Source organism: Bacillus sp. LK2, assembly GCF_001043575.1.
Lineage (GTDB): Bacteria > Bacillota > Bacilli > Bacillales > Bacillaceae_G > Bacillus_A > Bacillus_A paramycoides.
On sequence record NZ_LDUK01000040.1, the window covers coordinates 1 to 26,449 of the forward strand.

32 protein-coding genes and 1 pseudogene are annotated in these 26,449 nt (G+C 37.5%); 3 read left to right on the forward strand and 30 right to left on the reverse strand.

Annotated elements, in window-relative coordinates; genetic code table 11:
* From VK90_RS20480 to nuoA, 3 genes and pseudogenes are all read right to left on the reverse strand, one after another.
* Nucleotides 1-199: pseudogene (locus VK90_RS20480) on the reverse strand (NADH-quinone oxidoreductase subunit C); the annotation flags it as partial.
* A complete protein-coding gene (gene nuoB, locus VK90_RS20485; RefSeq protein ID WP_000236333.1) occupies nucleotides 196-714 on the reverse strand; it encodes an NADH-quinone oxidoreductase subunit NuoB in 519 nt (172 codons plus the stop codon). The gene nuoB and the pseudogene VK90_RS20480, both read right to left, overlap by 4 nt.
* Nucleotides 705-1,073: an NADH-quinone oxidoreductase subunit NuoA gene (nuoA, locus tag VK90_RS20490; RefSeq protein WP_000179270.1), complete on the reverse strand. Its 369-nt coding sequence runs from the start codon at nucleotides 1,071-1,073 to the stop codon at nucleotides 705-707. The genes nuoB and nuoA overlap by 10 nt, the downstream gene beginning before the upstream one ends.
* Before the next feature lie 306 nt (nucleotides 1,074-1,379).
* On the opposite strand from nuoA, the gene VK90_RS20495 reads away from it, so the two are divergent.
* Entirely contained in the window at nucleotides 1,380-4,109 is a 2,730-nt protein-coding gene (locus VK90_RS20495) for a putative bifunctional diguanylate cyclase/phosphodiesterase (protein ID WP_048374848.1), read from the forward strand.
* A 16-nt stretch (nucleotides 4,110-4,125) separates the two neighbouring features.
* Here VK90_RS20495 and VK90_RS20500 read toward each other — a convergent pair whose 3' ends face one another.
* From VK90_RS20500 to VK90_RS20590, 19 genes are all read right to left on the reverse strand, one after another.
* The gene (locus VK90_RS20500) at nucleotides 4,126-4,779 is read right to left on the reverse strand and encodes a DUF975 family protein (RefSeq protein ID WP_048374850.1); all 654 of its coding nucleotides are present in this window, start codon (nucleotides 4,777-4,779) and stop codon (nucleotides 4,126-4,128) included.
* Nucleotides 4,780-4,825: 46 nt separating this feature from the next.
* Nucleotides 4,826-5,611 carry a DUF975 family protein gene (locus VK90_RS20505; protein WP_048374852.1) on the reverse strand — a complete coding sequence of 262 codons (786 nt, stop codon included), beginning with the start codon at nucleotides 5,609-5,611 and terminating at the stop codon, nucleotides 4,826-4,828.
* Nucleotides 5,612-5,825: 214 nt separating this feature from the next.
* Entirely contained in the window at nucleotides 5,826-6,227 is a 402-nt protein-coding gene (gene atpC / locus VK90_RS20510) for a F0F1 ATP synthase subunit epsilon (protein ID WP_025147049.1), read from the reverse strand.
* A 20-nt stretch (nucleotides 6,228-6,247) separates the two neighbouring features.
* Nucleotides 6,248-7,657 carry a F0F1 ATP synthase subunit beta gene (gene atpD, locus VK90_RS20515; protein ID WP_048374855.1) on the reverse strand — a complete coding sequence of 470 codons (1,410 nt, stop codon included), beginning with the start codon at nucleotides 7,655-7,657 and terminating at the stop codon, nucleotides 6,248-6,250.
* A 238-nt stretch (nucleotides 7,658-7,895) separates the two neighbouring features.
* Nucleotides 7,896-8,756 (reverse strand): F0F1 ATP synthase subunit gamma, encoded by an 861-nt coding sequence (gene atpG, locus VK90_RS20520; RefSeq protein WP_000157696.1) that lies wholly within the window; start codon nucleotides 8,754-8,756, stop codon nucleotides 7,896-7,898.
* A 247-nt stretch (nucleotides 8,757-9,003) separates the two neighbouring features.
* Entirely contained in the window at nucleotides 9,004-10,512 is a 1,509-nt protein-coding gene (gene atpA / locus VK90_RS20525; protein WP_002174347.1) for a F0F1 ATP synthase subunit alpha, read from the reverse strand.
* A gap of 11 nt (nucleotides 10,513-10,523) precedes the next feature.
* Nucleotides 10,524-11,066: a F0F1 ATP synthase subunit delta gene (gene atpH, locus VK90_RS20530; RefSeq protein ID WP_000064682.1), complete on the reverse strand. Its 543-nt coding sequence runs from the start codon at nucleotides 11,064-11,066 to the stop codon at nucleotides 10,524-10,526.
* A complete protein-coding gene (gene atpF, locus VK90_RS20535; protein ID WP_002174349.1) occupies nucleotides 11,063-11,569 on the reverse strand; it encodes a F0F1 ATP synthase subunit B in 507 nt (168 codons plus the stop codon). The genes atpH and atpF overlap by 4 nt, the downstream gene beginning before the upstream one ends.
* Before the next feature lie 128 nt (nucleotides 11,570-11,697).
* Complete coding sequence (atpE, locus tag VK90_RS20540; protein ID WP_000052064.1) at nucleotides 11,698-11,916, reverse strand: F0F1 ATP synthase subunit C; 219 nt, start codon at nucleotides 11,914-11,916, stop codon at nucleotides 11,698-11,700.
* 56 nt (nucleotides 11,917-11,972) lie between these two features.
* Nucleotides 11,973-12,692 carry a F0F1 ATP synthase subunit A gene (gene atpB, locus VK90_RS20545; protein ID WP_002174350.1) on the reverse strand — a complete coding sequence of 240 codons (720 nt, stop codon included), beginning with the start codon at nucleotides 12,690-12,692 and terminating at the stop codon, nucleotides 11,973-11,975.
* 7 nt (nucleotides 12,693-12,699) lie between these two features.
* Nucleotides 12,700-13,092, reverse strand: a complete 393-nt coding sequence (locus VK90_RS20550; protein ID WP_002174351.1) for an ATP synthase subunit I — start codon at nucleotides 13,090-13,092, stop codon at nucleotides 12,700-12,702.
* The gene (locus tag VK90_RS20555) at nucleotides 13,092-13,316 is read right to left on the reverse strand and encodes an AtpZ/AtpI family protein (RefSeq protein WP_001171223.1); all 225 of its coding nucleotides are present in this window, start codon (nucleotides 13,314-13,316) and stop codon (nucleotides 13,092-13,094) included. Before VK90_RS20555 ends, VK90_RS20550 begins: the two co-directional genes overlap by 1 nt.
* Before the next feature lie 26 nt (nucleotides 13,317-13,342).
* Complete coding sequence (locus tag VK90_RS20560) at nucleotides 13,343-13,456, reverse strand: DUF4024 domain-containing protein (RefSeq protein ID WP_000232962.1); 114 nt, start codon at nucleotides 13,454-13,456, stop codon at nucleotides 13,343-13,345.
* A 376-nt stretch (nucleotides 13,457-13,832) separates the two neighbouring features.
* Entirely contained in the window at nucleotides 13,833-14,462 is a 630-nt protein-coding gene (upp, locus tag VK90_RS20565) for a uracil phosphoribosyltransferase (RefSeq protein WP_000517539.1), read from the reverse strand.
* 274 nt (nucleotides 14,463-14,736) lie between these two features.
* A complete protein-coding gene (gene glyA, locus VK90_RS20570) occupies nucleotides 14,737-15,978 on the reverse strand; it encodes a serine hydroxymethyltransferase (RefSeq protein ID WP_048374858.1) in 1,242 nt (413 codons plus the stop codon).
* A 251-nt stretch (nucleotides 15,979-16,229) separates the two neighbouring features.
* The gene (locus VK90_RS20575) at nucleotides 16,230-16,847 is read right to left on the reverse strand and encodes a TIGR01440 family protein (RefSeq protein WP_156185440.1); all 618 of its coding nucleotides are present in this window, start codon (nucleotides 16,845-16,847) and stop codon (nucleotides 16,230-16,232) included.
* 21 nt (nucleotides 16,848-16,868) lie between these two features.
* Nucleotides 16,869-17,312 (reverse strand): ribose 5-phosphate isomerase B, encoded by a 444-nt coding sequence (gene rpiB / locus VK90_RS20580; protein ID WP_002174354.1) that lies wholly within the window; start codon nucleotides 17,310-17,312, stop codon nucleotides 16,869-16,871.
* Nucleotides 17,313-17,408: 96 nt separating this feature from the next.
* On the reverse strand, nucleotides 17,409-17,849 hold the full coding sequence (locus VK90_RS20585) for a low molecular weight protein arginine phosphatase (protein WP_048374862.1): 441 nt from the start codon (nucleotides 17,847-17,849) through the stop codon (nucleotides 17,409-17,411).
* A gap of 235 nt (nucleotides 17,850-18,084) precedes the next feature.
* The gene (locus tag VK90_RS20590; protein WP_002174356.1) at nucleotides 18,085-18,582 is read right to left on the reverse strand and encodes a PTS sugar transporter subunit IIA; all 498 of its coding nucleotides are present in this window, start codon (nucleotides 18,580-18,582) and stop codon (nucleotides 18,085-18,087) included.
* Between the two features lie 384 nt (nucleotides 18,583-18,966).
* On the opposite strand from VK90_RS20590, the gene VK90_RS20595 reads away from it, so the two are divergent.
* Nucleotides 18,967-19,353, forward strand: coding sequence for a DoxX family protein (locus VK90_RS20595; protein WP_002174357.1), 387 nt, complete (start codon nucleotides 18,967-18,969; stop codon nucleotides 19,351-19,353).
* Between the two features lie 158 nt (nucleotides 19,354-19,511).
* Nucleotides 19,512-20,123 carry a flavin reductase family protein gene (locus tag VK90_RS20600; RefSeq protein WP_002174358.1) on the forward strand — a complete coding sequence of 204 codons (612 nt, stop codon included), beginning with the start codon at nucleotides 19,512-19,514 and terminating at the stop codon, nucleotides 20,121-20,123.
* A gap of 192 nt (nucleotides 20,124-20,315) precedes the next feature.
* On the opposite strand, the gene VK90_RS20605 is transcribed toward VK90_RS20600, so the two are convergent.
* The 8 genes from VK90_RS20605 to prfA form a co-directional block, all read right to left on the reverse strand.
* Nucleotides 20,316-20,594: a DUF3935 domain-containing protein gene (locus VK90_RS20605; RefSeq protein WP_002174360.1), complete on the reverse strand. Its 279-nt coding sequence runs from the start codon at nucleotides 20,592-20,594 to the stop codon at nucleotides 20,316-20,318.
* Nucleotides 20,595-20,654: 60 nt separating this feature from the next.
* Nucleotides 20,655-20,786, reverse strand: coding sequence for a hypothetical protein (locus tag VK90_RS31115; protein ID WP_257145153.1), 132 nt, complete (start codon nucleotides 20,784-20,786; stop codon nucleotides 20,655-20,657).
* A 22-nt stretch (nucleotides 20,787-20,808) separates the two neighbouring features.
* On the reverse strand, nucleotides 20,809-21,357 hold the full coding sequence (locus tag VK90_RS20610) for a manganese efflux pump MntP (protein ID WP_002174361.1): 549 nt from the start codon (nucleotides 21,355-21,357) through the stop codon (nucleotides 20,809-20,811).
* Nucleotides 21,358-21,434: 77 nt separating this feature from the next.
* Complete coding sequence (locus tag VK90_RS20615) at nucleotides 21,435-22,475, reverse strand: L-threonylcarbamoyladenylate synthase (protein ID WP_048374864.1); 1,041 nt, start codon at nucleotides 22,473-22,475, stop codon at nucleotides 21,435-21,437.
* Between the two features lie 108 nt (nucleotides 22,476-22,583).
* Nucleotides 22,584-23,042, reverse strand: coding sequence for a hypothetical protein (locus VK90_RS20620; RefSeq protein ID WP_002174363.1), 459 nt, complete (start codon nucleotides 23,040-23,042; stop codon nucleotides 22,584-22,586).
* 49 nt (nucleotides 23,043-23,091) lie between these two features.
* Complete coding sequence (spoIIR, locus tag VK90_RS20625) at nucleotides 23,092-23,949, reverse strand: stage II sporulation protein R (protein WP_048374866.1); 858 nt, start codon at nucleotides 23,947-23,949, stop codon at nucleotides 23,092-23,094.
* Between the two features lie 404 nt (nucleotides 23,950-24,353).
* Nucleotides 24,354-25,205, reverse strand: a complete 852-nt coding sequence (prmC, locus tag VK90_RS20630) for a peptide chain release factor N(5)-glutamine methyltransferase (protein WP_048374868.1) — start codon at nucleotides 25,203-25,205, stop codon at nucleotides 24,354-24,356.
* The gene (prfA, locus tag VK90_RS20635; RefSeq protein ID WP_002174366.1) at nucleotides 25,205-26,272 is read right to left on the reverse strand and encodes a peptide chain release factor 1; all 1,068 of its coding nucleotides are present in this window, start codon (nucleotides 26,270-26,272) and stop codon (nucleotides 25,205-25,207) included. Before prfA ends, prmC begins: the two co-directional genes overlap by 1 nt.
* Between the last annotated feature and the right edge of the window lie 177 nt (nucleotides 26,273-26,449).

The following is a 26,449-nucleotide window of genomic DNA, read 5'->3' on the forward strand; positions in this document are numbered from 1 at the left end:
CTGCTGCGGCTTTCGCCTTCGCTTCTTCTACATCAATCTCCCTATCTTTTGGTAGCGCTTTCCCTTTTTCTCGATATTCTCCTTCAAGTTTAGACATTTCCTCGCCATGCTTCGCGGCCAGTCGTTTTCGGGCCTCCTCTTTCGCATGTCTAGCCGCCTCTCTTTTCATATCCTCTAAATCTTTATTTGGATCACTCATTTATTCGTCACCTGCTTCCCAGTCTTCGCCTCGTAACGAATTTTCTCTTTCAATTTATTGATTCCATAAATTAAAGCTGCAGGGTTCGGCGGACATCCTGGAATATACACATCAACTGGTACGATTTGATCTACACCCTTCACAACAGCATACGAATTCACATACGGACCACCAGCTGTTGCACAAGAGCCCATGGCAATTACCCACTTCGGCTCAGGCATTTGATCATATAAACGACGAACAATAGGAGCCATTTTCTTTGTTACTGTTCCTGATACAATCATGACATCCGATTGCCTTGGTGAAGTCCGAAAGAAGGACCCAAATCGATCTAAATCGTAATGCGATGAACCTACTCCCATCATTTCAATTGCACAGCATGCCAGTCCAAATGTCATCGGCCATAAAGAGTTGCTCCGCGCCCATCCCTTCAACTGTTCCAATGTAGAAAAAAAGATATTCCTTTCTAATTCCGCCCGCTCCTGTGGGTGTAATTCCTCAAAATTTATAACCATTGTAGCACCTTCTTTTTCCAAGCATACGCTAATCCAACCAACAACATCACAACAAAAATGAGCATTTCAATCAGTGCAAATAAGCCAAGCTTGTCATATGCAACAGCCCATGGATATAAAAATAAAGTTTCTACATCAAAGATGACAAACAATAAAGCGAAAATATAATAACGAGCATGAAACCGAATATTCGCATCATGAAAAGGCTCAATTCCACTCTCATACGTCGTCGCTTTCGCTGCACTCGGTTTATTTGGACGCAGCATTTTTCCTAATGTAAGAGCCACTACCGGCAGCAATATACCTAATAGCAAGAAAATCAAAACGATCATATAACTATTTTCATATACACTTGCCATTGTGAAACCCTCCCCCCTGAATTAAGAACAAGTTCACATAGTAAACAATATGTCTTACTTGCATCATTTATTATTTTTAAATTTTTCTAAATAATGCAACTATTTTAATCATTATAGCAAACTTCAAATTCCTATGTCGATATATTGGGAACAGAAACAACAATTAATAATTACTAAGAAAATCTATTATTACAACTCATTATAAATGTGTAAAATAAACATAGACATGATATATGTTTTGCAAACAATCCTAAAAAACATAAAATACAAAAGATGGTTTATATGTATATACAGTGGGTGATATAAATGAAAAAACAAACACATGTAAGTATTCTTATAAGCATTTCATTGTTGTATATAGCTATTCATTACGTATCATTGTCCTTTTTATATGAATATTCACTTCCATTTCAAATATTAACTGGAATAAGTACCATATTAATTGATATTACAGTTTGTAGTTATATATTTTATTTTTCGAATATGAAACAAGGGTTATCTCGTTTGTTTTGGATAATATTAACTATCGGATCCTTCTCTTATTTCATCGGTGATATAGTAATTACTTATCAACGCTTAATTTTGCAGGACTACTTTACATTCGTTGATCCATCCGACTTTTTTTACTTATTATTTTTAATTAGTTTTGCATTTGCCTTTCTATATGAAATTATTTATAACCGAGACTTATTGGAACAGCTTTTTATGATATGTGATATTTGCATTATTGTTACAGCTCAATTTACTTTAAGTTACTATTTGCTCATTGAACGGACCATTCATATTTTTACAACGTCATATATCGACATGTTTGTTCAACTCACTTATCCAATGGCTGATTTACTCTTCCTTTTAATAGGAATCAACCTTTTATTCCGACCACTAGCTCTATTACCAAAACCGGTTGGAGCTCTTCTCAGTAGTTCTTTAATTTTGTATGCTACTACGGACGCTATTTATGCTTATATAAAATACTTCATACCAGAATACTCTATGTTCACCGTTGCTCCGTTATATCAAGTGACCTTAGTAATGGTAGCAATCGCTTGTATACTTCATACAAAAGAGCCTGAGAAACAAGAACAAGTACTACTAACGCCTCAAGTTGGTGAATCAATCCGATTATCGTTACCGTATATTTCTGTAGTGGCACTTATTGTTTTTATATTAGCCGAAAACGTTTTTGCGCCTATTGTAGTAATCGGGCTTATGTTAACTTTCTTCTTCGTTCTCATACGCCATATGTTAGTTCGAAGACAAAATAAAGTATTATTACTAGCACAAATGCAGTTCAATTCGGAACTCGAGAAGCAAATTGAACTACGTACAGAAGATTTAGTAGAACAAAAAAATGAGTTATATCATAATCAGCAAATGTTTAAATCTTTATACGAACATCATCCAGACCCAATTTTCACATTAGATTTATACGGTAATTTTCTTAATGTAAACAACGCTGGAACTACTTTACTCGGTTATCAAACGAATGAATTATTAAATCAGCCATACTACTCACTTATGTATGAAGAAGATTTGGAAGAAATCATTACTGCCTTTCATCACGTGAAAAAAGGGAAATCTATTTCTTTAGAAATACGGGCATATCATAAAAATAGAGATATTTACTACTTGAATGTGACAGCTGTTCCCATCTTTTTAAAGGAACATATTTCTGGAGTTTATTTAATGATTAAAGATATTACAGAAACTAAGCAGCAACAAGAACAAATTAATTTCCTAGCATATCATGACACATTAACTGAACTTGCAAATCGCCGTTCGTTTCATCAACAATTGGAAAAAGCAATTATACGAGCAAAAACATCAAAAAGGCCTTTCGCTGTTATGTTTCTCGATTTAGACCGCTTTAAAGTTATTAACGATACTCTCGGCCATCGAATAGGAGACCTACTTTTAATTGCTGTAGCAAAAAGGCTAGAACGAATATCGACACCCAATATGAAACTTGCTCGGTTAGCTGGGGATGAGTTCACAATTCTAATAGAAGATTATAAAAAAGATAAAGATGTACAAAAAATAGCTGATATGATTGTAGTATCTATGAATGAACCATTCGAAATTGAAAATCAACATTTACAAATCTCGTCAAGTATCGGGATTGCCATATACCCTGAAGCAGGCGAAGATTCGTTGTCTATTTTGCAACATGCTGATATGGCCATGTACGAAGCAAAAAACAAAGGGAAGAATGGTAGCTCGCTTTATACAAAAGAACTATATAAAAAAATGGAACGAAAAGCCCGAATCGAAAAAGATTTACCACTCGCTTTAGCAAATAAAGAATTCTTTCTCGTCTATCAACCACAAGTTGATATTACAACGAATAAGGTTATTGGTGCCGAAGCTTTAATACGCTGGAAGCATCCTCTTTTAGGTGAAATTTCACCGTGTGAATTCGTTCCAATTGTAGAAGAGACTCCGCAAGTCATACCGCTCGGTCATTGGGTGTTACGAGAGTCTTGCCACCAACTAAAACTATGGCAAACCCTTGGCTACAAAGATTTAAAGATGAGCGTTAACTTATCAGCAAAAGAGTTTCAACAAGATCAGTTACTCGAGAATATTGCACACATACTAAAAGACGTTGGTGTTGATCCTAAATATGTAACACTTGAATTAACAGAACGAATTGCAATGATTGATGAAAAAGAAACGTTATTAAGACTAAAACAATTAAAAGAGTATGGCATTCAAACATCTATTGATGACTTCGGTACCGGGTACTCTTCTCTTGCATATTTGTTGATTTTCCCTATCGATACATTAAAAGTGCCAAGAGAATTTACACAACTAGCCAATCATCGGGCCGAGGAAAGGGCCATTGTTTCAACCATTCTCTCTCTTGCAAACACTTTAAACCTCTCTGTCATTGCCGAAGGAATTGAAACAGAAAAACAACTTAAATTTTTACAAAAAAATAACTGTAGATATATGCAAGGTTACTATTTCAGTAAACCGTTAGGCAGTAAACAGTTTATAAAATTTCTACAAAAAACACCCAGTATGAATAATTAATTCACACTGGGTGCTTTTATAGTACAGGAGTTTTTTTCTCATAGTATTCTTCTGCAATTTCTTTATAAAACGCTGCTTTCGTTGTATAAAAATATGGAGTTAACCATAAGAATCCAATTCCTATTGTAATAACACTTAATATAAACCAACCAATAAAACTTAAACATAATATGAAATACTCCATTTTATGCCCATTCATCATACGACGGCTTTCTGTAATGGCTTGGTTCATTGAATACTCAGGATGATCATTTAAAATAAAATACGTCATCGCATAAGAGAACGATTTAATAATGCCTGGAATAATGAAAAGTAAAGACCATAAAATAAGATAAATATTGACCAACAAATATACTAAAAATGACTTTATAAATTTATTACCTTCTGTAAACCATCTGAATAGCTGTCCAATACGAACTTCTTTTTCACGAATAATATGTAGTGCTAAATAATAGCCTCCTAGCGTCAATGGACCAACCAGAAACATTGTAATAATGTCTAGCGAAAGTGATTTATTCGCTTCTTCCCAGCCCCACGCTTGCGAAAAAACAAACTGGATACTAAAACCAAAAGCTGATGTAAGAACCCATACAAGTAATGTAGCCCCTACGCCTACTCCCCATTTTCCTTCTAGAGAATCTAGTGCTTCTCCTTTTAAATCACTAATCATAATTAGAGCCTCCTATACGTAATAATCCTATTAGTATAGCACGTTCCTACTGCAATTCACCTTTTGAAATGTAGCGATAAAAATGCGCTGTCGTTGTACCCATATATGGACTAAGCCAAAGAAATCCTATTCCAAATGTAAGCATCGCTAAAATAGCCCATCCTATGAAGCTAAGCCATAAAAGAAATAGATCTAGCTTATGCCCCTTCATGATGTTCTTACTTTCTTTCATCGCCTGCGAAACGCTATAATCTGGATTTTCAATCATAACATAATATGTCATCGCATAAGAAAAATACGTCACAATCATTACAACAACTGAAATAGCTAATAGTACGAAGAACGCAATTATTAACGATACATTCCCTTCCCCACCAAAAAACGAGAATAAACCTATTAATAGCACTGGGATCCATGTACCTGTATATAATAAAATCGCAAGCATAGCCCACATTGTTTTCATCATTCTCTTAAAGCCACGAAATCCTTCAAATAAATAATCTACTCTAGCATCGTCTCTTTTACTAATTTGTAGCAACACATTCGTATAACCGTATGATGTAATACCATAAGATGCATTACTCAAAATCATCATTATGCAATAAAGAATTCCAAATGTAATACCTGCCCCAATTGAAATTGTTTCCTCTTCAAGTGAACCAGTTAAACCAGCAATTCCGAAAAATATAATAAGGCCTGGAATTAAAAGTATAAGCATTGCAGCCAGTGCAACAACATAACTTAAAATAAAATATAAAATCGTTGATCCGACACCTAGTCCCCATTTTCCCTTTAAAGAGTGCAATGCTTCTTGTTTCATTTCCCCGATCATTAATTCATCCCCTTTATAAAATATAACTTGTTATATATTATCTACTTATACAAGCAATAATATAATTATACCAATTTTGTTAGTTTATTCTATCTGTTTAATTCATTTTCAACATTTGAGTAGAACACAGCTATGCATAACAAAAAAACTAACCTGCAGTTCTTTTCATTTATCTCCATAAAAAAAAACGTAAAGGCGAGGCCTTTACGTTTTTTTACTTCATATCGGAAACGTTTAAACGGTTCACAGCACGCTGCAAGGCCATTTCTGCACGTCTAAAGTCAACATGTGCTTGTTTATCTTGCATACGTTGCTCAGCACGACGCTTCGCTTCATTTGCACGATGGATATCGATATGGTTTGCTTCTTCAGCAGATGGTGATAATACAGTTACTTTATCTGGACGAACTTCGATAAAGCCACCGCTTACTGCTACATAATCAGTGTGTCCACCATTTTTCAGACGAACTGCACTAATTTTTAATGGTGCAACAGTCGGAATGTGACCCGGTAAGATCCCCATTTCCCCACTCTCTGCTTTTACACTTACCATTTCTACTTCTTTTTCGTAAACCGGTCCATCAGGAGTTACAATACTGACTGGAAATGTCTTCATAATTCGTCCCTCCTAAGGCCTTACGCCATCATTTTCTTCGCGTTTTCAATAACTTCTTCAATGCTACCAACAAGACGGAATGCATCTTCTGGAAGGTCATCATATTTTCCTTCTAGAATTTCTTTGAAACCACTAACTGTATTTTTTACAGGTACGTAAGAACCTTTTTGACCTGTAAACTGCTCCGCTACGTGGAAGTTTTGTGATAAGAAGAATTGAATACGACGAGCACGATGTACAACTAACTTATCTTCTTCAGATAACTCATCCATACCTAAGATAGCGATGATATCTTGAAGCTCTTTATAACGCTGTAAAGTTTGCTGTACTTGACGAGCTACTTCATAATGCTCTTCTCCTACGATTTCTGGAGAAAGTGCACGAGATGTAGATGCTAATGGATCTACGGCTGGGTAAATACCCATTTGTGTTAAACGACGCTCTAAGTTTGTTGTTGCATCTAAGTGAGCGAACGTTGTAGCTGGTGCTGGGTCAGTATAGTCATCGGCTGGTACATATACCGCTTGGATAGACGTGATAGACCCTTTATTTGTAGATGTAATACGCTCTTGTAATTGACCCATTTCTGTTGCAAGTGTTGGCTGGTAACCTACCGCAGATGGCATACGACCAAGAAGGGCAGATACTTCAGAACCTGCTTGCGTGAAACGGAAGATGTTATCGATGAACAGTAGTACGTCTTGTCCTTGCTCATCACGGAAATGCTCAGCCATTGTTAAACCTGTTAATGCAACACGTTGACGTGCTCCAGGTGGCTCGTTCATTTGTCCGAATACCATCGCAGTTTTCTTAATTACGCCAGAATCGCTCATTTCGTGGTATAAGTCGTTACCTTCACGAGTACGCTCACCTACACCGGCGAATACAGAGATACCACCGTGTTCTTGTGCGATGTTGTTAATTAATTCCTGAATTAATACCGTTTTACCTACACCGGCACCACCGAATAGACCGATCTTACCACCCTTAATGTAAGGAGCAAGTAAGTCTACTACTTTAATACCAGTTTCAAGAATTTCTACTTTAGTAGATAATTCTTCGAATGCAGGTGCTTGACGGTGAATTGGATCACGACGTACATCCGCAGGAACTTCACCATCTAAGTCAATTGCATCACCTAATACGTTGAATACACGACCAAGTGTTACATCACCAACTGGTACAGAGATTGCTTTACCAGTATCTTCTACTTCTGTGCCACGAACAAGTCCATCTGTGGAAGACATCGCAACTGTACGAACTGTATCATCACCTAAATGAAGTGCAACTTCAAATGTTAAGTTAATGTTTGCTCCGTTTTCGTTGCTTTGTTTTACCGTAAGGGCGTTGTAGATTTCTGGTAGCTTTCCGCCATCAAACTTAACGTCTACAACCGGACCCATGATTTGCGTAACGCGCCCTTTATTCATCGGGTTCCCTCCTAGCTTTCTTTTAATTAGCCCACTTTCTAAGAGAAGTCGGCTTTTAATTTTTATTAGTTTAGCTTACGCGGTTCTCCTGAAAGAACCGCTTCCACTTTTTATTGAATCTAGCTCCTGCGGTTAGAACGTTCGGTGGCTTCGCTTTTTCCTGCGAGGCACAAATCGCCTCTACGTCAAAAGCTCCATCCCCCTCTCATTCTGAACAAACCGCCTACGCTTTTTAATACTATTCTAACGCTGCTGCTCCACCAACGATTTCCGTAATTTCTTGCGTAATCGCTGCTTGACGCGCACGGTTGAATGAAAGTGTAAGTGAATCGATAACTTCCATTGCGTTGTCTGTAGCACTCTTCATTGCTGTCATACGCGCCGCGTGCTCACTTGCTTTACCATCTAGTAATGCACCGTACACTAAGCTTTCTGCGTATTGTGGCAATAATACTTTTAAAATTTCTTCTTCAGAAGGTTCGAATTCATAGGCTGTCGTCGGTTTGTCAGACGCCACATCCGTAAGCGGTAAAATTTTATTTTCCGTTACTTCTTGTGAAATTTTACTTACATAATGATTGTAGTAAATATACAGCTCATCATAAGCACCATCTGCGAACATCGCAATTGCTCGAGAAGCAAGATCTTTAATATCAGTAAATGATGGGTGGTCAGATAATCCAACTACTTCATCAATGATGTTAAAGCCGCGACGTTTTAAATAATCACGTCCTAGTCGTCCAAGCACAATAATTGAATATTGGTTTGAATCCATATTATGACGTTCACGAATTACGTTACTTACTGTACGTAATACGTTACTGTTATAACCACCTGCTAGTCCGCGATCAGATGTAATAACGATGTATCCTGTACGCTTTACAGGACGCGCATTTAGCATTGGATGATTAATCCCTTTACTTCCTTGCGCAATGCTCGCTACTACTTCTTGAATCTTTTCCATATACGGAACGAAAGATTTAGCATTTTGCTCTGCACGGTTTAACTTAGATGCAGATACCATCTCCATCGCTTTCGTAATTTGACTCGTTTTCTTTGTCGAGTTAATCTTCGCTTTTATATCGCGTAAAGATGCCACAGGTTTTCACCACCTTTTTTCCGGAAGTTGGCACGATTAGTAAGAATCCTCTTCCTAATCTAGGTTGCAAGATATTCTTGCTCATGATTGAAGGAAAAGAATAGGTACACCTACTCTTTTCCTTTACATAACCGTCAGCAATCTCAAAACTTGAGTTGCCTTTTATATTATCTAGCTCCAGCGGCTTGAATGCTCGGTGGCTTCACTTCTTCCCCCTCACATTCAGGACGAGCCGCTTATGCTTTTATTATTCAGAAGCTACGAATACTTTTTTAAATCCGTTAATTGCTGCTGCAAATTTGTCATCATCCGCAAGTTTCTTAGTTGTGCGAATTTCGCTTAATAAGTCAGCTGCATTTGAATCTAACCAAGCATGGAATTCTTCTTCGAAACGAGTGATATCTACTACTGGGATATCATCTAGGAATCCACGTGTTAAAGCGTAAAGAATGATAACTTGTTTCTCTACACGTAACGGTTTGTGTAATCCTTGTTTTAATACTTCAACTGTACGAGCACCACGGTTTAATTTCGCTTGTGTTGCTTTATCAAGGTCAGAACCGAACTGAGCGAACGCTTCTAACTCACGATAAGATGCAAGGTCAAGACGAAGTGTACCTGATACTTTACTCATTGCTTTAATCTGAGCAGATCCACCAACACGAGATACAGAAGTACCTGCATCAATCGCTGGACGTACACCAGAGAAGAATAAGTCAGATTGTAAGAAGATCTGTCCGTCCGTAATAGAAATTACGTTTGTTGGGATGTAAGCTGATACGTCCCCTGCTTGTGTTTCGATGAAAGGTAGTGCAGTTAAAGAACCGCCGCCTCTTGCATCACTTAATTTTGCTGCACGCTCTAATAAACGAGAATGTAAGTAGAATACATCCCCTGGATACGCTTCACGACCTGGAGGACGACGTAATAGTAATGAAAGCTCACGGTAAGCTGCCGCTTGTTTTGATAAGTCATCATATACTACCAATACGTGTTTACCATTGTACATGAACTCTTCACCCATTGTTACACCAGCATAAGCAGCTAGGTATAATAATGGAGCTGGTTGAGAAGCTGATGCTGTTACAACGATTGTGTAATCTAATGCACCGTGCTTACGTAGTGTTTCTACTACGTTACGTACAGTTGATTCTTTTTGTCCGATAGCTACATAGATACAAATCATATCTTCATCTTTTTGGTTAATGATTGTATCAAGTGCAACTGCTGTTTTACCTGTTTGACGGTCACCAATGATTAACTCACGTTGACCACGGCCAATTGGTACAAGAGCATCGATCGCTTTAATACCTGTTTGAAGTGGCTCATGAACAGATTTACGATCCATTACACCTGGTGCTGGACTTTCGATTGGACGAGTGTTTGTTGTATTGATTGGGCCTAAACCATCAACTGGTTGACCTAATGGGTTTACAACACGACCGATTAGTTCTTTTCCTACTGGTACTTGCATGATGCGACCAGTACGACGAACTTCGTCACCTTCACGGATTTCTGTGTAAGGTCCTAAGATAATGATACCTACGTTGTTTTCTTCTAAGTTTTGTGCTAGTCCCATAACGCCGTTAGAGAACTCTACAAGTTCACCAGCCATAACGTTATCAAGACCATGAGCACGCGCGATACCGTCACCAACTTGGATAACTGTACCAACATCACTAACTTCGATTTCAGACTGGTAGTTCTCGATTTGTTGCTTTATCAGTGCGCTAATTTCTTCAGCTCTGATGCTCATGTGCTTCACCCCTATCTATTCTTCATTAATTCACGCTGAATACGTGCTAATTTTCCTTGTAAGCTTCCGTCATAAATGCGATTTCCAATACGTACTTTAATGCCGCCTAGTAAATCTTCATCTACAACATTTTTCACGCGAATTGCATCTTTTCCCGTTCTCTTTGCAAATGCTTCTGCAATGTTAAGCTTCTCTTCTTCTGATAGAAGACGAATAGAATATACAGTTGCATCCGCTACGTTACGTTCTTCATTAGCAAGAACAACATATTCATCTGCAATTTCAGGTAAGATATCAATGCGCTTGTTATCAATTAAAATGTATAACGTATTTAAAATAGATTCAGAAACAGATCCGAATACGTTTGCAAGAAACGTTTTCTTCTGCTCTTTTGAAATGTTCGGTTGCGTTAAAAAGCTATGTAGTTCTCCGTTCTTTACATAAACGTTTTGTACAAGGCGTAATTCCTCTTCAAACATTTCTAATACGTGTTTTTCTTTTGCAATTTTAAAAAGAGCGACAGCATAACGTTTTGCTACAATCCCATTGCTCATCGCGCTTCTCCTACTTCTTTAATATAATCGCGAATTAACTTCACTTGATCTTCTTCTTTTAATTCTTTTTCAATTACTTTAGAAGCAATTTGAACAGATAAAGAAGCGACTTGTTCTTGTAAAGCAGCAATCGCTTGCTCTTTTTCGCGTTGAATTTCTTGTACAGCAGATGCTTTAATTGATTCTGCTTCTTCTTTCGCAGCAGCAACAATAACATCTTTTTGATCTACAGCTTGCTTTTTCGCTCTTTCGATTAACTCTTGTGCTTCAACACGTGATTGTTTTAACATTTCACGTTGTTCTTCTACTAATTTTTTCGCTTCTGCATTACTTCTTTCAGCAGCATCGATTTCATTAGTAACATGCTCTTCACGTTCTTTCATAATGCCCATTAAAGGACCCCACGCAAATTTGCGTAACATTACTAATAAAACTAGGAACACGAATAGTGTATAAGCAATCGTTCCATACGGAATGGCAGCTCCTAATAATAAAGTTGGCACAAGGATTCACTCCCTTCGAGATTTCTAAATTGACTATATGAAAAAAAAGACATATATTTCGTTCATAAAGCAATGGCGAAGAAAGTTCGGAAAAACACTCTTCGCCATCTATGTAAGGGGAGTCTCCCTTATTTGTTCATTACGATGAATGCAATAACTACACCGATGATTGGAAGTGCCTCAACTAAAGCAACCCCGATGAACATAATTGTTTGAAGTGCGCCTTTTAATTCTGGTTGACGAGCAACACCTTCGATTGTACGTGATACGATAAGACCGTTACCAATACCTGCACCTAATGCTGATAAACCAATTGCAATTGCAGCTGCGATTACACCTAAACTCATTTAATTTGTCCTCCTTTGTATTATAAAAAAATAAATTTTTTCTTACTTAAATTATATTAATGGTCATGGCTTACTTTATGAGCCATATAAACCATCGTTAACATTACGAAAATAAACGCCTGGATTGAACCAACGAATACACTGAATCCCATCCATGCTAACATCGGTACAAGTGCACCTAATGCACCAAGGAACGATGCTCCACCTAACTTAGCAAGTAATCCTAATAAGATTTCACCCGCATAAATGTTACCAAATAAACGAAGACCTAACGTTAATGTGTTAGCAAACTCCTCAATAACCTTTAATGGGAATAAGAATTTCATAGGTTGGAAATAACCTTTAACGTATTCTTTCGTACCCTTCATCTTAATTCCATAATAATGGGTGAGGGTAACTACCATCACGGCTAATGTTAATGTAACTGCTGGATCAGACGTTGGTGATTTCCACCATGCAATATGTTCGCCAGCTTCAACTGCTGAATACATGAATGGTAAACCAAGGAAGTTCGATACGAAGATAAACATGATAAGCGTAACGCCAAGCGTTAAGAAACGTCCACCTGTTTTCCAGTCCATCGTACTATTGATAATCCCTTTCACGAAGTCAAACACCCATTCCATGAAGTTTTGCATTCCTGTTGGGCGAAGAGCTAAGCTGCGAGTTCCGATAACAGCGATTAAGAAAACAATAACTGCTGCTACAGTAACCATCATAACTGATGACAAATCGAACGTTAAACCTAGAAATTCAACTAATTTACCGTGTTCCACTAGTAATTCACCTCTCTTCCCTGCTCTTATACTCTAAATAAAGAAAATCTATGATCATGACAAGATATCCTGTCAGCAATCCTACACCTAGGCCCCACATCGCAATTAACTCTTGATATTTGGCTGCAAATAAAATTAATAACCCAATCGTGGCGAATCTTGAATATGTACTTACCGCTGTCGCCTTAAACTTCACGTTTTCTCCCTTTGTTACGCGATCTAGTAGCTTGTCTGTTCTACGTGCAATGATGCGCAAACTAAGAAAACTGAAAATCGTCCCGATAATCAGCCCAAGAAATACATCCTTGTAAGAGGTAAATCCCCATCCTAGCACTAGAAGCGCAAGCAAGTAGTACATATATTTCTTTTGTCTTTGGACAAGTCCATGTACGTCTATCATCATTGCTCTCCCGAATAGTAATGTCGAATGAGTCGAATCATTGCGTATACCCCTGTTCCTAACCCGAGTAATAACCCTATAATAAGAAACAATGGAAACGTTCCAACCTTATTATCAATCCATTGCCCACCAAAGATTCCAACAAGAATAGAACCGACTAACTGAGCAAGAATTCCTGACATTAAAGCATAAGCTTTTATATGGCTGCGATCGTTTTTTTGCAAGGATTCATCCCTCCAATATGTAACCCTCATTCACGATGTGTTAATAATAACTCATTTTTTTGCATAAATCCTATACAAAATAAAAAGTTTACATTTTCGTCACGGAATAGATGTAATTTTGTCACTGAAAGCCCTACCATCTATCCCCGTTGTTAGCATACAATAGGGTATTAACAGTGTCAACGAGAAATCGTAAAAAATCAAAAAATTTGAGTATTAGGTATTTCCTCCCAAAAATGAAAACGTTCCCCTTCTAAATACTGGTTAGAGATATGCGATTTCTAGCCGTTTTCTCTTTATAATAGAAGAAAATGTTCACAACTTTGTCACTATTATATTTTTAAGATATAATGCTTTCCTTCCATAATATAGTGTTCTTTAGACGTAAGACTTCTATATTATATGATATATATATGCAACTTATGTTGCATATACGCTGTATATTTATCTCCCCTCCCCCGCCCCCTGGGGAATACAAAAAAAGACGAGAGGGGAATCCCCCTCTCGTCTTTTGTCTTACTTCGTTCCGAATAAACGGTCACCAGCATCACCAAGGCCTGGAACTACATAACCATGGTCATTTAATTTTTCATCTAATGCTGCTACATAAATATCAACATCAGGATGCTCTTCTTGTACTACCTTTACTCCTTCTGGAGCAGCTACGATACACATTAATTTAATTTGTTTCGCACCGCGCTTTTTCAGAGAATTAATTGCTTCAGCTGCAGAACCACCTGTAGCTAACATCGGATCTAGTACGATAAAGTCACGCTCTTCTACATCCGTTGGAAGTTTCACATAGTATTCTACCGGTTGCAATGTTTTAGGGTCACGGTATAAACCAACGTGTCCTACTTTTGCTGCTGGAATTAATTTCAGAATTCCATCAACCATTCCTAAACCTGCACGTAAAATCGGAATTAAACCAAGTTTTTTACCAGCGATTACTTTTGTTGTCGCTTTGCTTACAGGTGTTTCAATTTCAATGTCTTTAAGTGGAAGGTCGCGAGTAATTTCGAAAGCCATTAAGCTTGCTACTTCGTCCACTAATTCACGAAAATCTTTCGTACCTGTATTCTTATCGCGAATATATGTAATCTTATGTTGAATTAACGGGTGATCAAATACATACAGTTTTCCCATGTGAATCTCTCCTTTAGATGATATTCATGCGTTTTCACACGCTTTTTTGCACTATTTACGATTGTAAAGAAAACGCTACTAATATTCAAGGGCAAATTTGGTAAACTCGTGAATTAGAATGAATCTATCTAGTATCTTTACCAATTATGGGAGCTGTATCCTTCATTATATCGCCAAAATTTATTCATCATTTGTATACATACTTTAAAAACAATATATGTTCTCAAAAAAAGACTGCCAAAACAATTATGTCTCAGCAGTCTTTTTCAATCTATTATAGATCTGTGTACATTGGGAATTTGCTCGTTAACGCCTCTACACGTTTACGTGCTTCTTCTAATACAGTTTCATTCTCATGATTTTTTAATGTATGAGCAATAATTGCTGCAATCTCATCCATTTCTTCTAAACCGAAACCACGAGATGTTACAGCTGCCGTACCGATACGTACGCCGCTTGTTACAAATGGGCTTGCTGTTTCAAATGGAATTGTATTTTTGTTTACTGTAATACCAACTTCATCTAATACATGCTCGGCTACCTTACCTGTAATTTCTAAGTTACGAACATCGATCAAGATTAAATGATTGTCTGTTCCACCAGAAACAAGTGTAAGTCCTTCTTTTTGAAGGCCTTCAGCTAAGCGGTTCGCATTGTTGATAATATTTTGTGCATATGTTTTAAAATCATCTTGTAGTGTTTCACCAAATGCAACAGCTTTTGCAGCAATTACGTGCATAAGTGGGCCACCTTGAATACCAGGGAAGATTGATTTATCAATTTGTTTTGCAAATTGCTCTTCACATAAAATCATACCACCACGTGGGCCGCGTAATGTTTTATGTGTTGTTGTTGTAACGAAGTGTGCATGTGGTACTGGGTTTGGATGTAAACCAGCTGCTACTAAACCAGCGATATGTGCCATATCAACCATTAAGTATGCGCCCACTTCATCTGCAATCTCACGGAATCGTTTGAAATCGATAACACGAGGGTATGCACTTGCACCTGCAACGATTAATTTTGGTTTATGTTCTTTCGCTTTTGCTAATACATCATCGTAATTAATACGGTGAGATTCAGCATCCACGCCATATTCTACGAAATTATATTGTACTCCACTGAAGTTAACAGGGCTTCCGTGTGTTAAGTGACCACCATGAGATAAATTCATACCAAGTACTGTATCGCCTTGCTCTAAAATCGTGAAGTATACTGCCATGTTCGCTTGTGCACCAGAATGTGGTTGAACATTTACGTGCTCAGCGCCAAAAATTTCTTTCACGCGATCACGTGCGATATCTTCTACTACGTCTACGTGTTCACAGCCACCATAGTAACGTTTTCCAGGATATCCTTCAGCATACTTATTCGTTAAAACAGAACCTTGCGCCTCCATTACTGCTTCACTTACGAAGTTTTCCGAAGCAATTAACTCAATCTTTGAACGCTGTCTTCCTAGTTCTGCCTCAATTGCAGCAAATACCTTTTCATCTTGACGTTTTAAATGATCCACCAAAATCCCCCTTTTCTGAACGAATTACATCAATTCCCAATAGTTTTTTCTTATTTATTCAGAAAAAACGAAAATTCAGGTTGTAATTCTTTCGAACCTTCATGTTTTCAACTACATTCTAACATGACTTTCTATATCATAAAAGAAAAAAAAAGACCGAAATCGGTCTTTTCTTCCTTCTATTATAAAGTCAGACTACATACCTTTTATCTTACGATATAAAGTATTTAGATGACTTCCTATTTTTTTCTTCAACGACACGTCATAGTTTCTTCGTTTGCCGCATAGACGGCACGTGCTCCACCAATTAGTTTCCCACGTGTTTTTGCCATCGTTACATGCGCACTCCCTATTTCCTTCACACTTGTACGAACCGGAACAGCTACATGCTTTAAATGCATACCAATAAATGTATCTCCAATATCCATTCCTGCATCTGCTTTAATAAACTCAATTACTACCGGATCTTTAAAGTTGTGATACGCATACGTCGCTAATGCACCACCTGCTGATCTAACAGGCGTAACTGTTACAATTTCAAATTGATATTTTATCGCTGTCTCTCTCTCAACTACTAAAGCACGATTTAAATGCTCGCAACATTGAAAAGCCAATTCAATACCTGTTCGCTCTTGAAATTGTTTTAATTCAGAAAAAATCGCCTCTGCCACTTCCATCGTTCCTGATGTCCCAATTCTTTCACCTAGCACTTCGCTCGTGCTACACCCCACTACAAAAATTTGACCACTTTGTAACGAAGCTTGTTCTTGGAAATCAGAAAGCGATATTTGTAGCTGTTCTCTTACCTTTACGATTTCTGTCATTACGCCTCTTCCTTTCACAGGTTGGTTCACCAAATTATATTTCATACTACGTATAGTTAGAATCTATTACTTTGTTTCGTACGTTTTAATTTTTCCTACGCGGTTTTCGTGACGGCCACCTTCATACTCAGTTGTTAACCAAATTTTTGCGATATCACGCGCTAAGCCAGCTCCAATTACACGCTCGCCCATTGCTAACATGTTGCTGTCATTATGCTCTCTCGTTGCTTTCGCGCTGAAAGTATCATGAACTAACGCACAACGAATACCATTTACTTTGTTTGCTGCGATCGACATACCAATGCCTGTTCCGCAAACTAAAATGCCGCGATCTACTTCACCATTCGCTACCATTTCTGCTGCCGGAAACGCAAAATCAGGGTAATCAACAGAACCAGCTTCACATTCACAACCTAAATCAATATATTCAATATTTAACTCTTCTAATAAACTTACAAGTTCTTTACGGATATTCATACCGCCGTGATCAGATGCTACTACTACTTTCATTTTTACCCCTCCAAAGTTTCAATCAATTATCTTCATTTCACACTCGCTACCTTAATAGAACAAAGTGATCTCCAATATCGTATTATACACGAAACATCAACCTTCTGAATGTTTTTTCAGTAAAGTTTGTACAAGTTTTTCCATCTCTTCTAACGTTTCTTTATAAATAGAAAGTGATCCTCCAAATGGATCTGAAATATCCTTACTTATTCCCTCAGTTAATCCATATAATGTATCCAATTTCTTTTCAACACTCGGATAATGCCCAAATACAATTTGCTTATGATTTTCCGTCATCGTTACTACAATATCCGCCCAATCAAGCAAAGTTTGGTTCACCTGCTGCGAAGCATGATCTATTGAAATTCCTTTTTCAGCTAAAGCTTCCTTCGCATGTATCGATGCATCGCTTCCAGGATAGGCGAAAACACCAGCCGATTGCACTTCAAATTTCCCTTCTCCATAATGACGAAGCAAAGCCTCAGCCATCGGACTACGGCATGTATTTCCAGTACAAACAAATAACACTCGTTTCATCTAAACCCACCCCTTTTCTCCTGTTTCCTACCATTTATCATAACGTACATTAGAATAGAACAAAAGAAATGTAAATATACAAAAGGCGCATTTTTCTAAGAAAAATGCGCCTTATCCACATATATGTGAAACCCTATTTCCAAGTGCCTAGAGTATTTTAACATACATAATGAACATACTACAAAACAAAAAAAGGAATCCATTTCATATGAAACGGATTCCTTCTATACAATAATTATTTCATTGTAACTTTCATTACTTCTGTTGATCCTTTTGTAGCTGTTACACCTACAGTTGTCTTAATAGACTCAGTTGCATCTGTGTTTGTAATAACGATTGGAGTAATTGTGCTCTTCGCTTTTTCACGGATTAATTCTAAGTCGAATGAGATTAACTTATCTCCAGCTTTTACAGCTTGTCCTTCAGAAACGTGAGCTTCGAAACCTTCGCCTTCCATTTTAACAGTTTCTAATCCAACGTGAATTAAAATTTCTGTACCATTCTTTGTTTTAATTCCAATAGCATGTTTTGTGTGGAATAATTGTACGATTTCACCATCAACTGGAGATACAACTACACCTTCAGTAGGATCGATTGCAACACCGTCACCCATCATACGACCAGCGAATACTGGATCTGGTACTTCTTCAATATTTTTCACTGCTCCAGTTAATGGAGCTACGATTGTTTCTTCATTTGTTTTTGAACCAAAACCGAATAATTTTTTAAACATAGGATAGTCCTCCTTATAATTTACCTAAAGTTTATAGGGCAATCTCTATTAAAGATCGGATACACGTAAGACTTCATACCTCGAAAGTTATACTGTAAAAACGCTTTCGAAATAAATTACGTCATTACTAATAGACTCTTATTGTAGCTCTTTGCAAAATTCCAGTCAATTCTGATTGTCTGAATAGCAATAAGAAAGTTAACTTCTACTTATATTCTCTCTTTTTCCCACCCTCTTGTCTAGAGGTCTTTACTACATTTTATCTTTTGTTGTTCATTTGTAAAATTTTTTTCGTTTTTTTGTTAAAATCCACTTGACTAAAGTAAGTAACTATTTTATTATTACTTACGTAAGATAAGTAAATAACTTTTAGGGGGTTTTAAAATGATGGATATCGGTCTTCTTATTATTCGTCTTATTATAGGAATTACATTCATGGGTCATGGTGCCCAAAAATTATTTGGTTGGTTTGGCGGTTACGGTTTGAAAGGAACAGGTGGCTGGATGGAATCAATCGGCTTACGCCCTGGTGTATTTATGGCATTTATGGCTGGCGCAACTGAACTATTGGGTGGTTTCTTATTCGCATCAGGTATTTTCACTGCAATTGGTTCATTATTTATCGTCGGAACAATGTTAATGGCAATCTTCACTGTTCATGGAAAAAATGGTTACTGGGTAACACAGGACGGATTTGAATACAATTTAATGTTAATCGCTGTTGCTGTTGGTGTAGCTTTAATCGGACCTGGTGCATACGTTTTACTTTAATTTTTATCTCGACCTCGAGATTCTTTAAACGGAACTTACTTCATTACGATTGAAGTAAGTTCTTTTTATGTAACAAAATATTATTTTCAGCAGGAGTTTCCCCCTGCTATCTTGTAAACAAACAATAAGCATTCATATTTAGAAAGGGGATTACGAACATGTTATCCATTAATCCAAACGAACAAACCGAAAAAGATAATTATAAATTATTAACGGGAAGTATTATTCCGCGGCCTGTTGCATTCGTTACTTCTGTAACGAAAGATGGCGTATTAAACGGCGCACCATACAGTTATTTCAATATCGTTGCTGCCAATCCACCACTTATCTCAGTTTCGGTACAACGAAAAGAAGGAAAACCGAAAGACACTTCCCGAAACGCAATAGAAAAAGGGGAATTTGTCGTACATATTTCTGATGAATCGTACATAGAAGCGATCAACGAAACAGCAGCCAACCTACCTCCTGATGAAAGTGAAATCAAATTAGCAAAACTAACACCTATCGACAGCGATGTCATTTCTGTACCAGGGGTGAAAGAAGCAAACATTCGAATGGAATGCATATTAGAACGCGCTATACCGCTCGGCGGAACTGACGACTCTCCAGCTTGTGATTTACTAATCGGTCGTGTCGTTCGTTTCCATGTTGCAGAGCACTTATACGAAAACGGCCGCATTCATGCCGAAGAACTAAAACCAGTAAGCCGCCTAGCAGGACACAACTACGCAAAACTAGGAGAACAATTTGAATTAGTGAGGCCACTTTAAAAGTGGAAGGGGCCCGATTAGCTCTGACCAGCTAAGGTTCTCTCACACAAAAGGTGCTTTTTGCCTTGAGTAGCGGAGGTTCTTAGATGCGAAGAGCTGGCCACTGAAGCTGGATATATTTAAAAGCGGCAGCGGCTCGTCCACTTCCATCATCCAAACATAAAATCCCCCGCTTTTTAGCGGGGGATTTTTTCACTGTAATTCTTCGTTCTTCTCCTCTAATGCAGGTAATTTCTCTTTTTTCGATTTACCAAGCTTTATAACAAAGAAATATAAAGAAAGTAATGTGATAAGGAAAACAATTAAAAATGGATACGGTGAATAAAACGCACGTGCCGCCTCAGATTTTCCTGCAACAAATTTTAATGACTCAATATCTAAAAACTCAGCAAACATTTGTACACCGAGCATACTAAACCAAAAAACAAAAAAACTAATAATAATACCAAAAACTTGTTTTAATCTCGTCATTTGTAACACCCTTTCTATATTTGCGGAGTATTGTATTCAAGTGTACAGAAAGGAATTATCTTACCATTCACGAATCAATTTAATCCAACCTAAAACCGCAATTTGCAAAACAATGCCCCAAATGATAAGCCTACGTAACCATCTTGGAAAAAAGGTTATACATACGACATACCATTTTAGCAACCTATTCATATTTTCCACCCTCATATGAAAATCATATAGGAAAAAGAAGATATAATCCAAACCCAACAAGAATAATACCACCTACTATTTCACCATATATACCAAGCATACCTTTCGCATGTCTACCGATTAATAAACCAATCCACGCTAACAACATGCTAATAAATCCAAAAAGTAATATGGTAATAATCGTCTGCGCTCCGTAAATTCCAAGACTAAGGCCTACCGAAAAACTATCTATACTGACACCAAATGCAAATACAAATAAACTAATTCCAATTGGGGCAGTTCTATTCTCTTCACCTTCTAAAATAGACGAATATACAATATAAAATCCTAGTCCAATTAATAAAATGGCTCCTGCAAAATTCGCAACATCCCCATACCTCTCTGATAGAAAACGTCCTAATATCATTCCGATAAATGGCATGATAATATGAAATATCCCTATCGTCATACCGATATAAAGGATTTGTCTTAACTTTAATGTCACCATCCCCATACCGAGGCTCACCGAAAATGCATCCATCCCTAAGGCGAACGCCATAATTATTAAAGGTATTAGCTGTTCAAGCGTCATTCATGTCCCTCCTCGGACGTGCTACTTCACAATATGCTTATCCAAGGAGAAATATTCTGTTTGGTAAAGGTACATTATCATTCAGTGATAATATGATGCCCCGCCGCTTTTGTTAAACGATTCATAATTGCATTTCCAATTCCTTCATTAGGGAATGACTCACTAAAAATAACATCCACTTCACTTGCATCAAACGTTCTAAGCACATCATATAATTTAGTCGCAACGCTAGCTAAATCACTTCGCATACCACAAGATAATACAACATCTGCACTATACACATGCTGATACTCTTCCGTCGTTAATACACCTACTTTAAGCCCTTCTTTCTTTTTCTCATCCACAAGACGTTGAATAAACTTACGTGATCCCTCAACAATACTAAGTGGTGCTTTCGGTGCATAATGTGTATATTTCATTCCAGGTGATTTTGGCTTTTCTTTTTCATCCTTTAAGGCTGGGTCCAAAGAAACAGTACCTATCACCGCTTCCAATTGTTCCTTCGTAATTCCACCTGGACGTAAAATTGTCGGAACTGTGCTCGTACAATCAATTACAGTTGATTCGACGCCTACTCCTGTTGCTCCGCCATCAACGATACCAGCAATTTTCCCATTTAAATCTTCATACACGTGAGAAGCTAACGTTGGGCTTGGACGTCCTGAACGATTCGCGCTCGGTGCTGCAACAGGTACGTTTGCCTCTTCAATTAGAGCAAGTGCTACTGGATGATCAGGCATCCTCACTCCGACTGTATTCAGCCCTGCCGTAACCTTCTCTGAAATCCCTTCTTTTCTAGGTAAAATGATTGTTAATGGTCCTGGCCAGAAATGTTCCATTAATGTTTCTGCAACCGGTGGAATTTCTCTTACAATGCCATCTAACTGAGATTTTGTGCCTATGTGGACAATCAGTGGATTATCACTCGGTCTCCCTTTTGCTTCAAAAATTTTCGCTATCGCTTCATCGTCCATTGCGTTCGCTCCTAACCCATATACTGTTTCTGTCGGGAAGGCTACCGCTTCATTTTCTCTTAATAATCTCGCTGCTTCTTTTAATTGTGGATAATATTTTTTTCTTTCCACAACATTATCCACAACCCACATATTTGTATGCATTTTTTTCCACGTCCTTTTCTACCATGAAATACTTGTCTATTTTTAGTTTACTATGAGATTTATCCAAAAGACAAACAAGGTTTATCCACAAAATGTGGATAAACCTAATTAATCCGTGGATAACTTTGTGAATAGCTGACAATTTAGTATTATTGCATTCGGCTCTTTTATATTTTTACAAAAGTGTTCTAACTGTCGAATCCCCTCTGGCACTTTCTCTTTCTCTATAGTGACAAAGTCAAAAAACTGAAAGATCGTCACAGATTGTGGATGATTTGTGAGTAAGTACAATTGTCGAATATTTTTTTCTTTCATATACTGCAAAAACATTTCAAAAAAATATAGGAAAGTCTGTTTATCCACATTAGGTGTGAATAAACAAGAACGAATAAGCACATTTCCCTCGCTTTGTTCATACCCAATTACAGCTCGTATTTCTCCCGCCTCTTCTAAAATCATAAATTGTGCGTACAACTCATTTATTTTATCATCTTTTTTATTAGCTTGTCCGAAAAAAGAATGCAAGCTTTCCACATCTGCTTTTGTAGCAAAATACACCTTCTTCATAATACATCCCTCCTCATGTTTATATATGCGAAGGGATTTAGAAATATTATTATTTAGAGAATAAAGATGTGAAAGCTTCTACAATAAATAATTTCACCTTTGGTTTTTCTTCTTCCTCTTCTACTTTTACATACTCATTTTGTTTTTCTTGTTTTTTCCCCACTTTTTCCACAGTTTTTGCTTCTTCTTTACTTACAGGCTGTTCTTCTACTTGCGTTTCATTTTTTACAACTTTCTTTTCTTGGGCTGTTACTTTTTTCGTTACCTCTTGTTTTACTACTTTCGTTTCTTTTATTTCAGCCTCTTTTTTCTTTGGAGCTTCTGCTTCCGCTTCATCCTCTTCCGGTTGTTTCACCTGCTTCTCTTCAGGAGATTCAGCTTTCACAACATGTTCTTCTTTCCTTACAGCTGTACCACTCGAAAAATCTAAGAAACACATTGGAGGAAATAGCACACACCACCAGTTTGCACCTTCACCTTTTCCAATTGTAATAAGCACCGCTTCATATTCTCCTGCTGGATAAATAAAATTCCCATATACCTTTGTAGGAAACTTCACATTCTTACTGAATTTCACTTGAAACGCCTCTTTACTTCCTTCCCTTTTCAACGTATTCGCCACTGTCTTTTCAATTTCTGGAATATGGCTTTGAATTACTTTTCGAGCCTCTTCAAATGACGTTAAATCCGCTACCCATCCATCAATTTGCGCTTTTACTTCATCACGTACTTTACGTTTTAACGCCTGATCTTTATCTGAATCACTATTAGCTAAAATACGTAATCGAACGGCCTCTTTCGGAATAACAGCAGGCCCTTTTGCATCAGCTTTCATATATCCAAACTGCACAAGTAACTGTGCACCAATTAGTAATAAAAGAAAATAAGCAATAACTTGTTTTTTCATTTCCTCCACCGTCCCCTCTAGAAACAGTGTGGACAGACTTTCATCTTTCTAAACTATTAAATTCAAAATCTATATGAATTTTTGTAACTACTCAGCCACTCTATGAAAAACCGACAGAAAAGCATTTTTTTAAATGTCCGAGAGGGACTGGCTATGTATAGGAGCGGTCAGGGCCTTTTCCTGCCGCACGTGCAAAGTTTTAAAACAAAGAAAGGGCAAGCAAGGTGTAGGTCCATTTTTATCTTCATGGCAGCAATCTATATGCTGAAAAATAAAAATAACTTTCTATAGGTAATAAGGGGCGTATTTTCGCTGGAATAATACTCCTTACCAAACTTCTGAATGAAATGTATGGCTGAGTAGTTATGATTTTTTTATACAAAAAATAGAGTAAGGCTTATGCCTTACTCTATTTCTGCAAATACCATTCGATCTTTTCCATTGATATCAAATACAACTTCAACTTGAGCGTGTGGGAAAGTTTGCTGTAATAACATCTTTACATCTTCACCTTGTCCTACACCAATTTCAAATGCCACAATCGCTTTTTTCTGTAATACGTTCGGCAATTCCTCCATAAAACGACGATAGAAATCCAGTCCATCTTCGCCGCCAACAAGTGCACGCTTCGGCTCATGGTCCTTCACAACAGTAGAAAGGCCACGCCAATCTTCCTCTGGTATGTAAGGAGGATTAGAAACAACGACATCTAACTTCTGATCTGTTTCATAAAATGGCGATAGTAAATCACCGTGATAGAAAGTTACTTCTGCTCCTAAAGTTTTTGCATTTTCTTTTGCAACTTCAATCGACTCCTGTGCAATATCTACCGTATACACATGAAGATTTTTATTTTCTAAAGCGAGCGTAATAGAAATCGCTCCACTACCTGTTCCGATATCTGCTACGTGAAGCTCCTCATTACCAAAATGACGTTCAATTCTCTCTAGCACTCCAACTATAAGTTCCTCTGTTTCTGGTCTTGGTATCAATACCTCTTCATTTACAAAGAATGTTCTACCATAAAACATTTCATAACCGATCATATATTGAATTGGAATACCTTCTACATGCTTGTGGATAAATTTCGCAAAACTTGTCTCTTGTTCCGCAGTTATTTCTTCACGCATATTCATGAGCAATCCTGTTCTGTTCGTCTTTAATACATGACAAAGGACAAGTTCTCCCGCATTTTCATCTCGTCCATTTTCCTGTAAAAAAGAAGAAGCCCATTTCAGGGCTTCATAGACACGCATTACTCAGCTGCCTCCATCTTTTGCGCCTGATCTTCCATCACTAAGGCATTGATGAAATCATCTAACTTACCTTGTAGGATTTGATCTAGCTTTTGAATCGTTAAACCGATTCGATGGTCTGTAACACGGTTTTGCGGGAAGTTATACGTACGAATACGCTCTGAACGATCTCCCGTACCAACAGCTTGTTTACGGTTTTGATCATACTCAGCTTGCGCTTCTTGTCTAAACTTATCATAAACACGTGCGCGTAATACTTTCATCGCTTTTTCTTTATTCTTAATTTGTGATTTCTCATCCTGACAAGATACAACTACACCCGTCGGTAAATGCGTTAAACGTACCGCTGACATCGTTGTATTAACACTTTGTCCACCAGGACCACTAGAAGCGAACGTATCAACACGAACATCTTTTTCATGAATATTAATTTCTACTTCTTCCGCCTCTGGTAACACAGCTACCGTTGCTGTAGACGTATGAATACGCCCACCAGATTCCGTTTCAGGAACACGTTGTACACGGTGAGCACCATTCTCGAATTTCAGCTTCGCGAAAGCACCTTTACCGTTAATCATAAAGATAATCTCTTTATATCCACCTAACTCTGTATAGCTCGCTTCGATAATTTCAGTTTTCCAACCTTGCACCTCAGCATAACGGCTATACATACGATATAAATCACCAGCAAATAAAGCTGCCTCGTCACCACCAGCAGCACCACGAACCTCAACGATAACGTTTTTATCATCATTAGGGTCTTTTGGAACAAGTAAAATTTTCAGACGTTCTGATAATGTTTTCTCTTGTCCTTCTAATTCAGAAACCTCTTCTTTTACCATATCACGCATATCAGCGTCTAACTTATCTTCTAACATTGCTTTTGCATCTCTTAATTGCTCACGAACATCTTTATACTCACGGTACACCTCTACCGTTTCCTGCATATCAGATTGTTCCTTTGAATACTCACGAAGCTTATTTGTATCGCTAATAACCTCTGGGTCACTTAACAATTCATTTAACTTCTCATAACGATCTTCTACAGCTTGCAAACGATCTAACACACCATTCACCTCTACATCCTAGTATCTAATACAAATAGTATATGGTACTTAATCAAAAAAACGCAAATTATATTTAAAAGCGCAAGCGGCTTGCTCAGAATGGGAGGAGGTTGGAGCTTCTGACAGAGAGGCGCTCTTTGCCTCGTAGGAAGAAGTGAAACCACTGACCATTCTAGC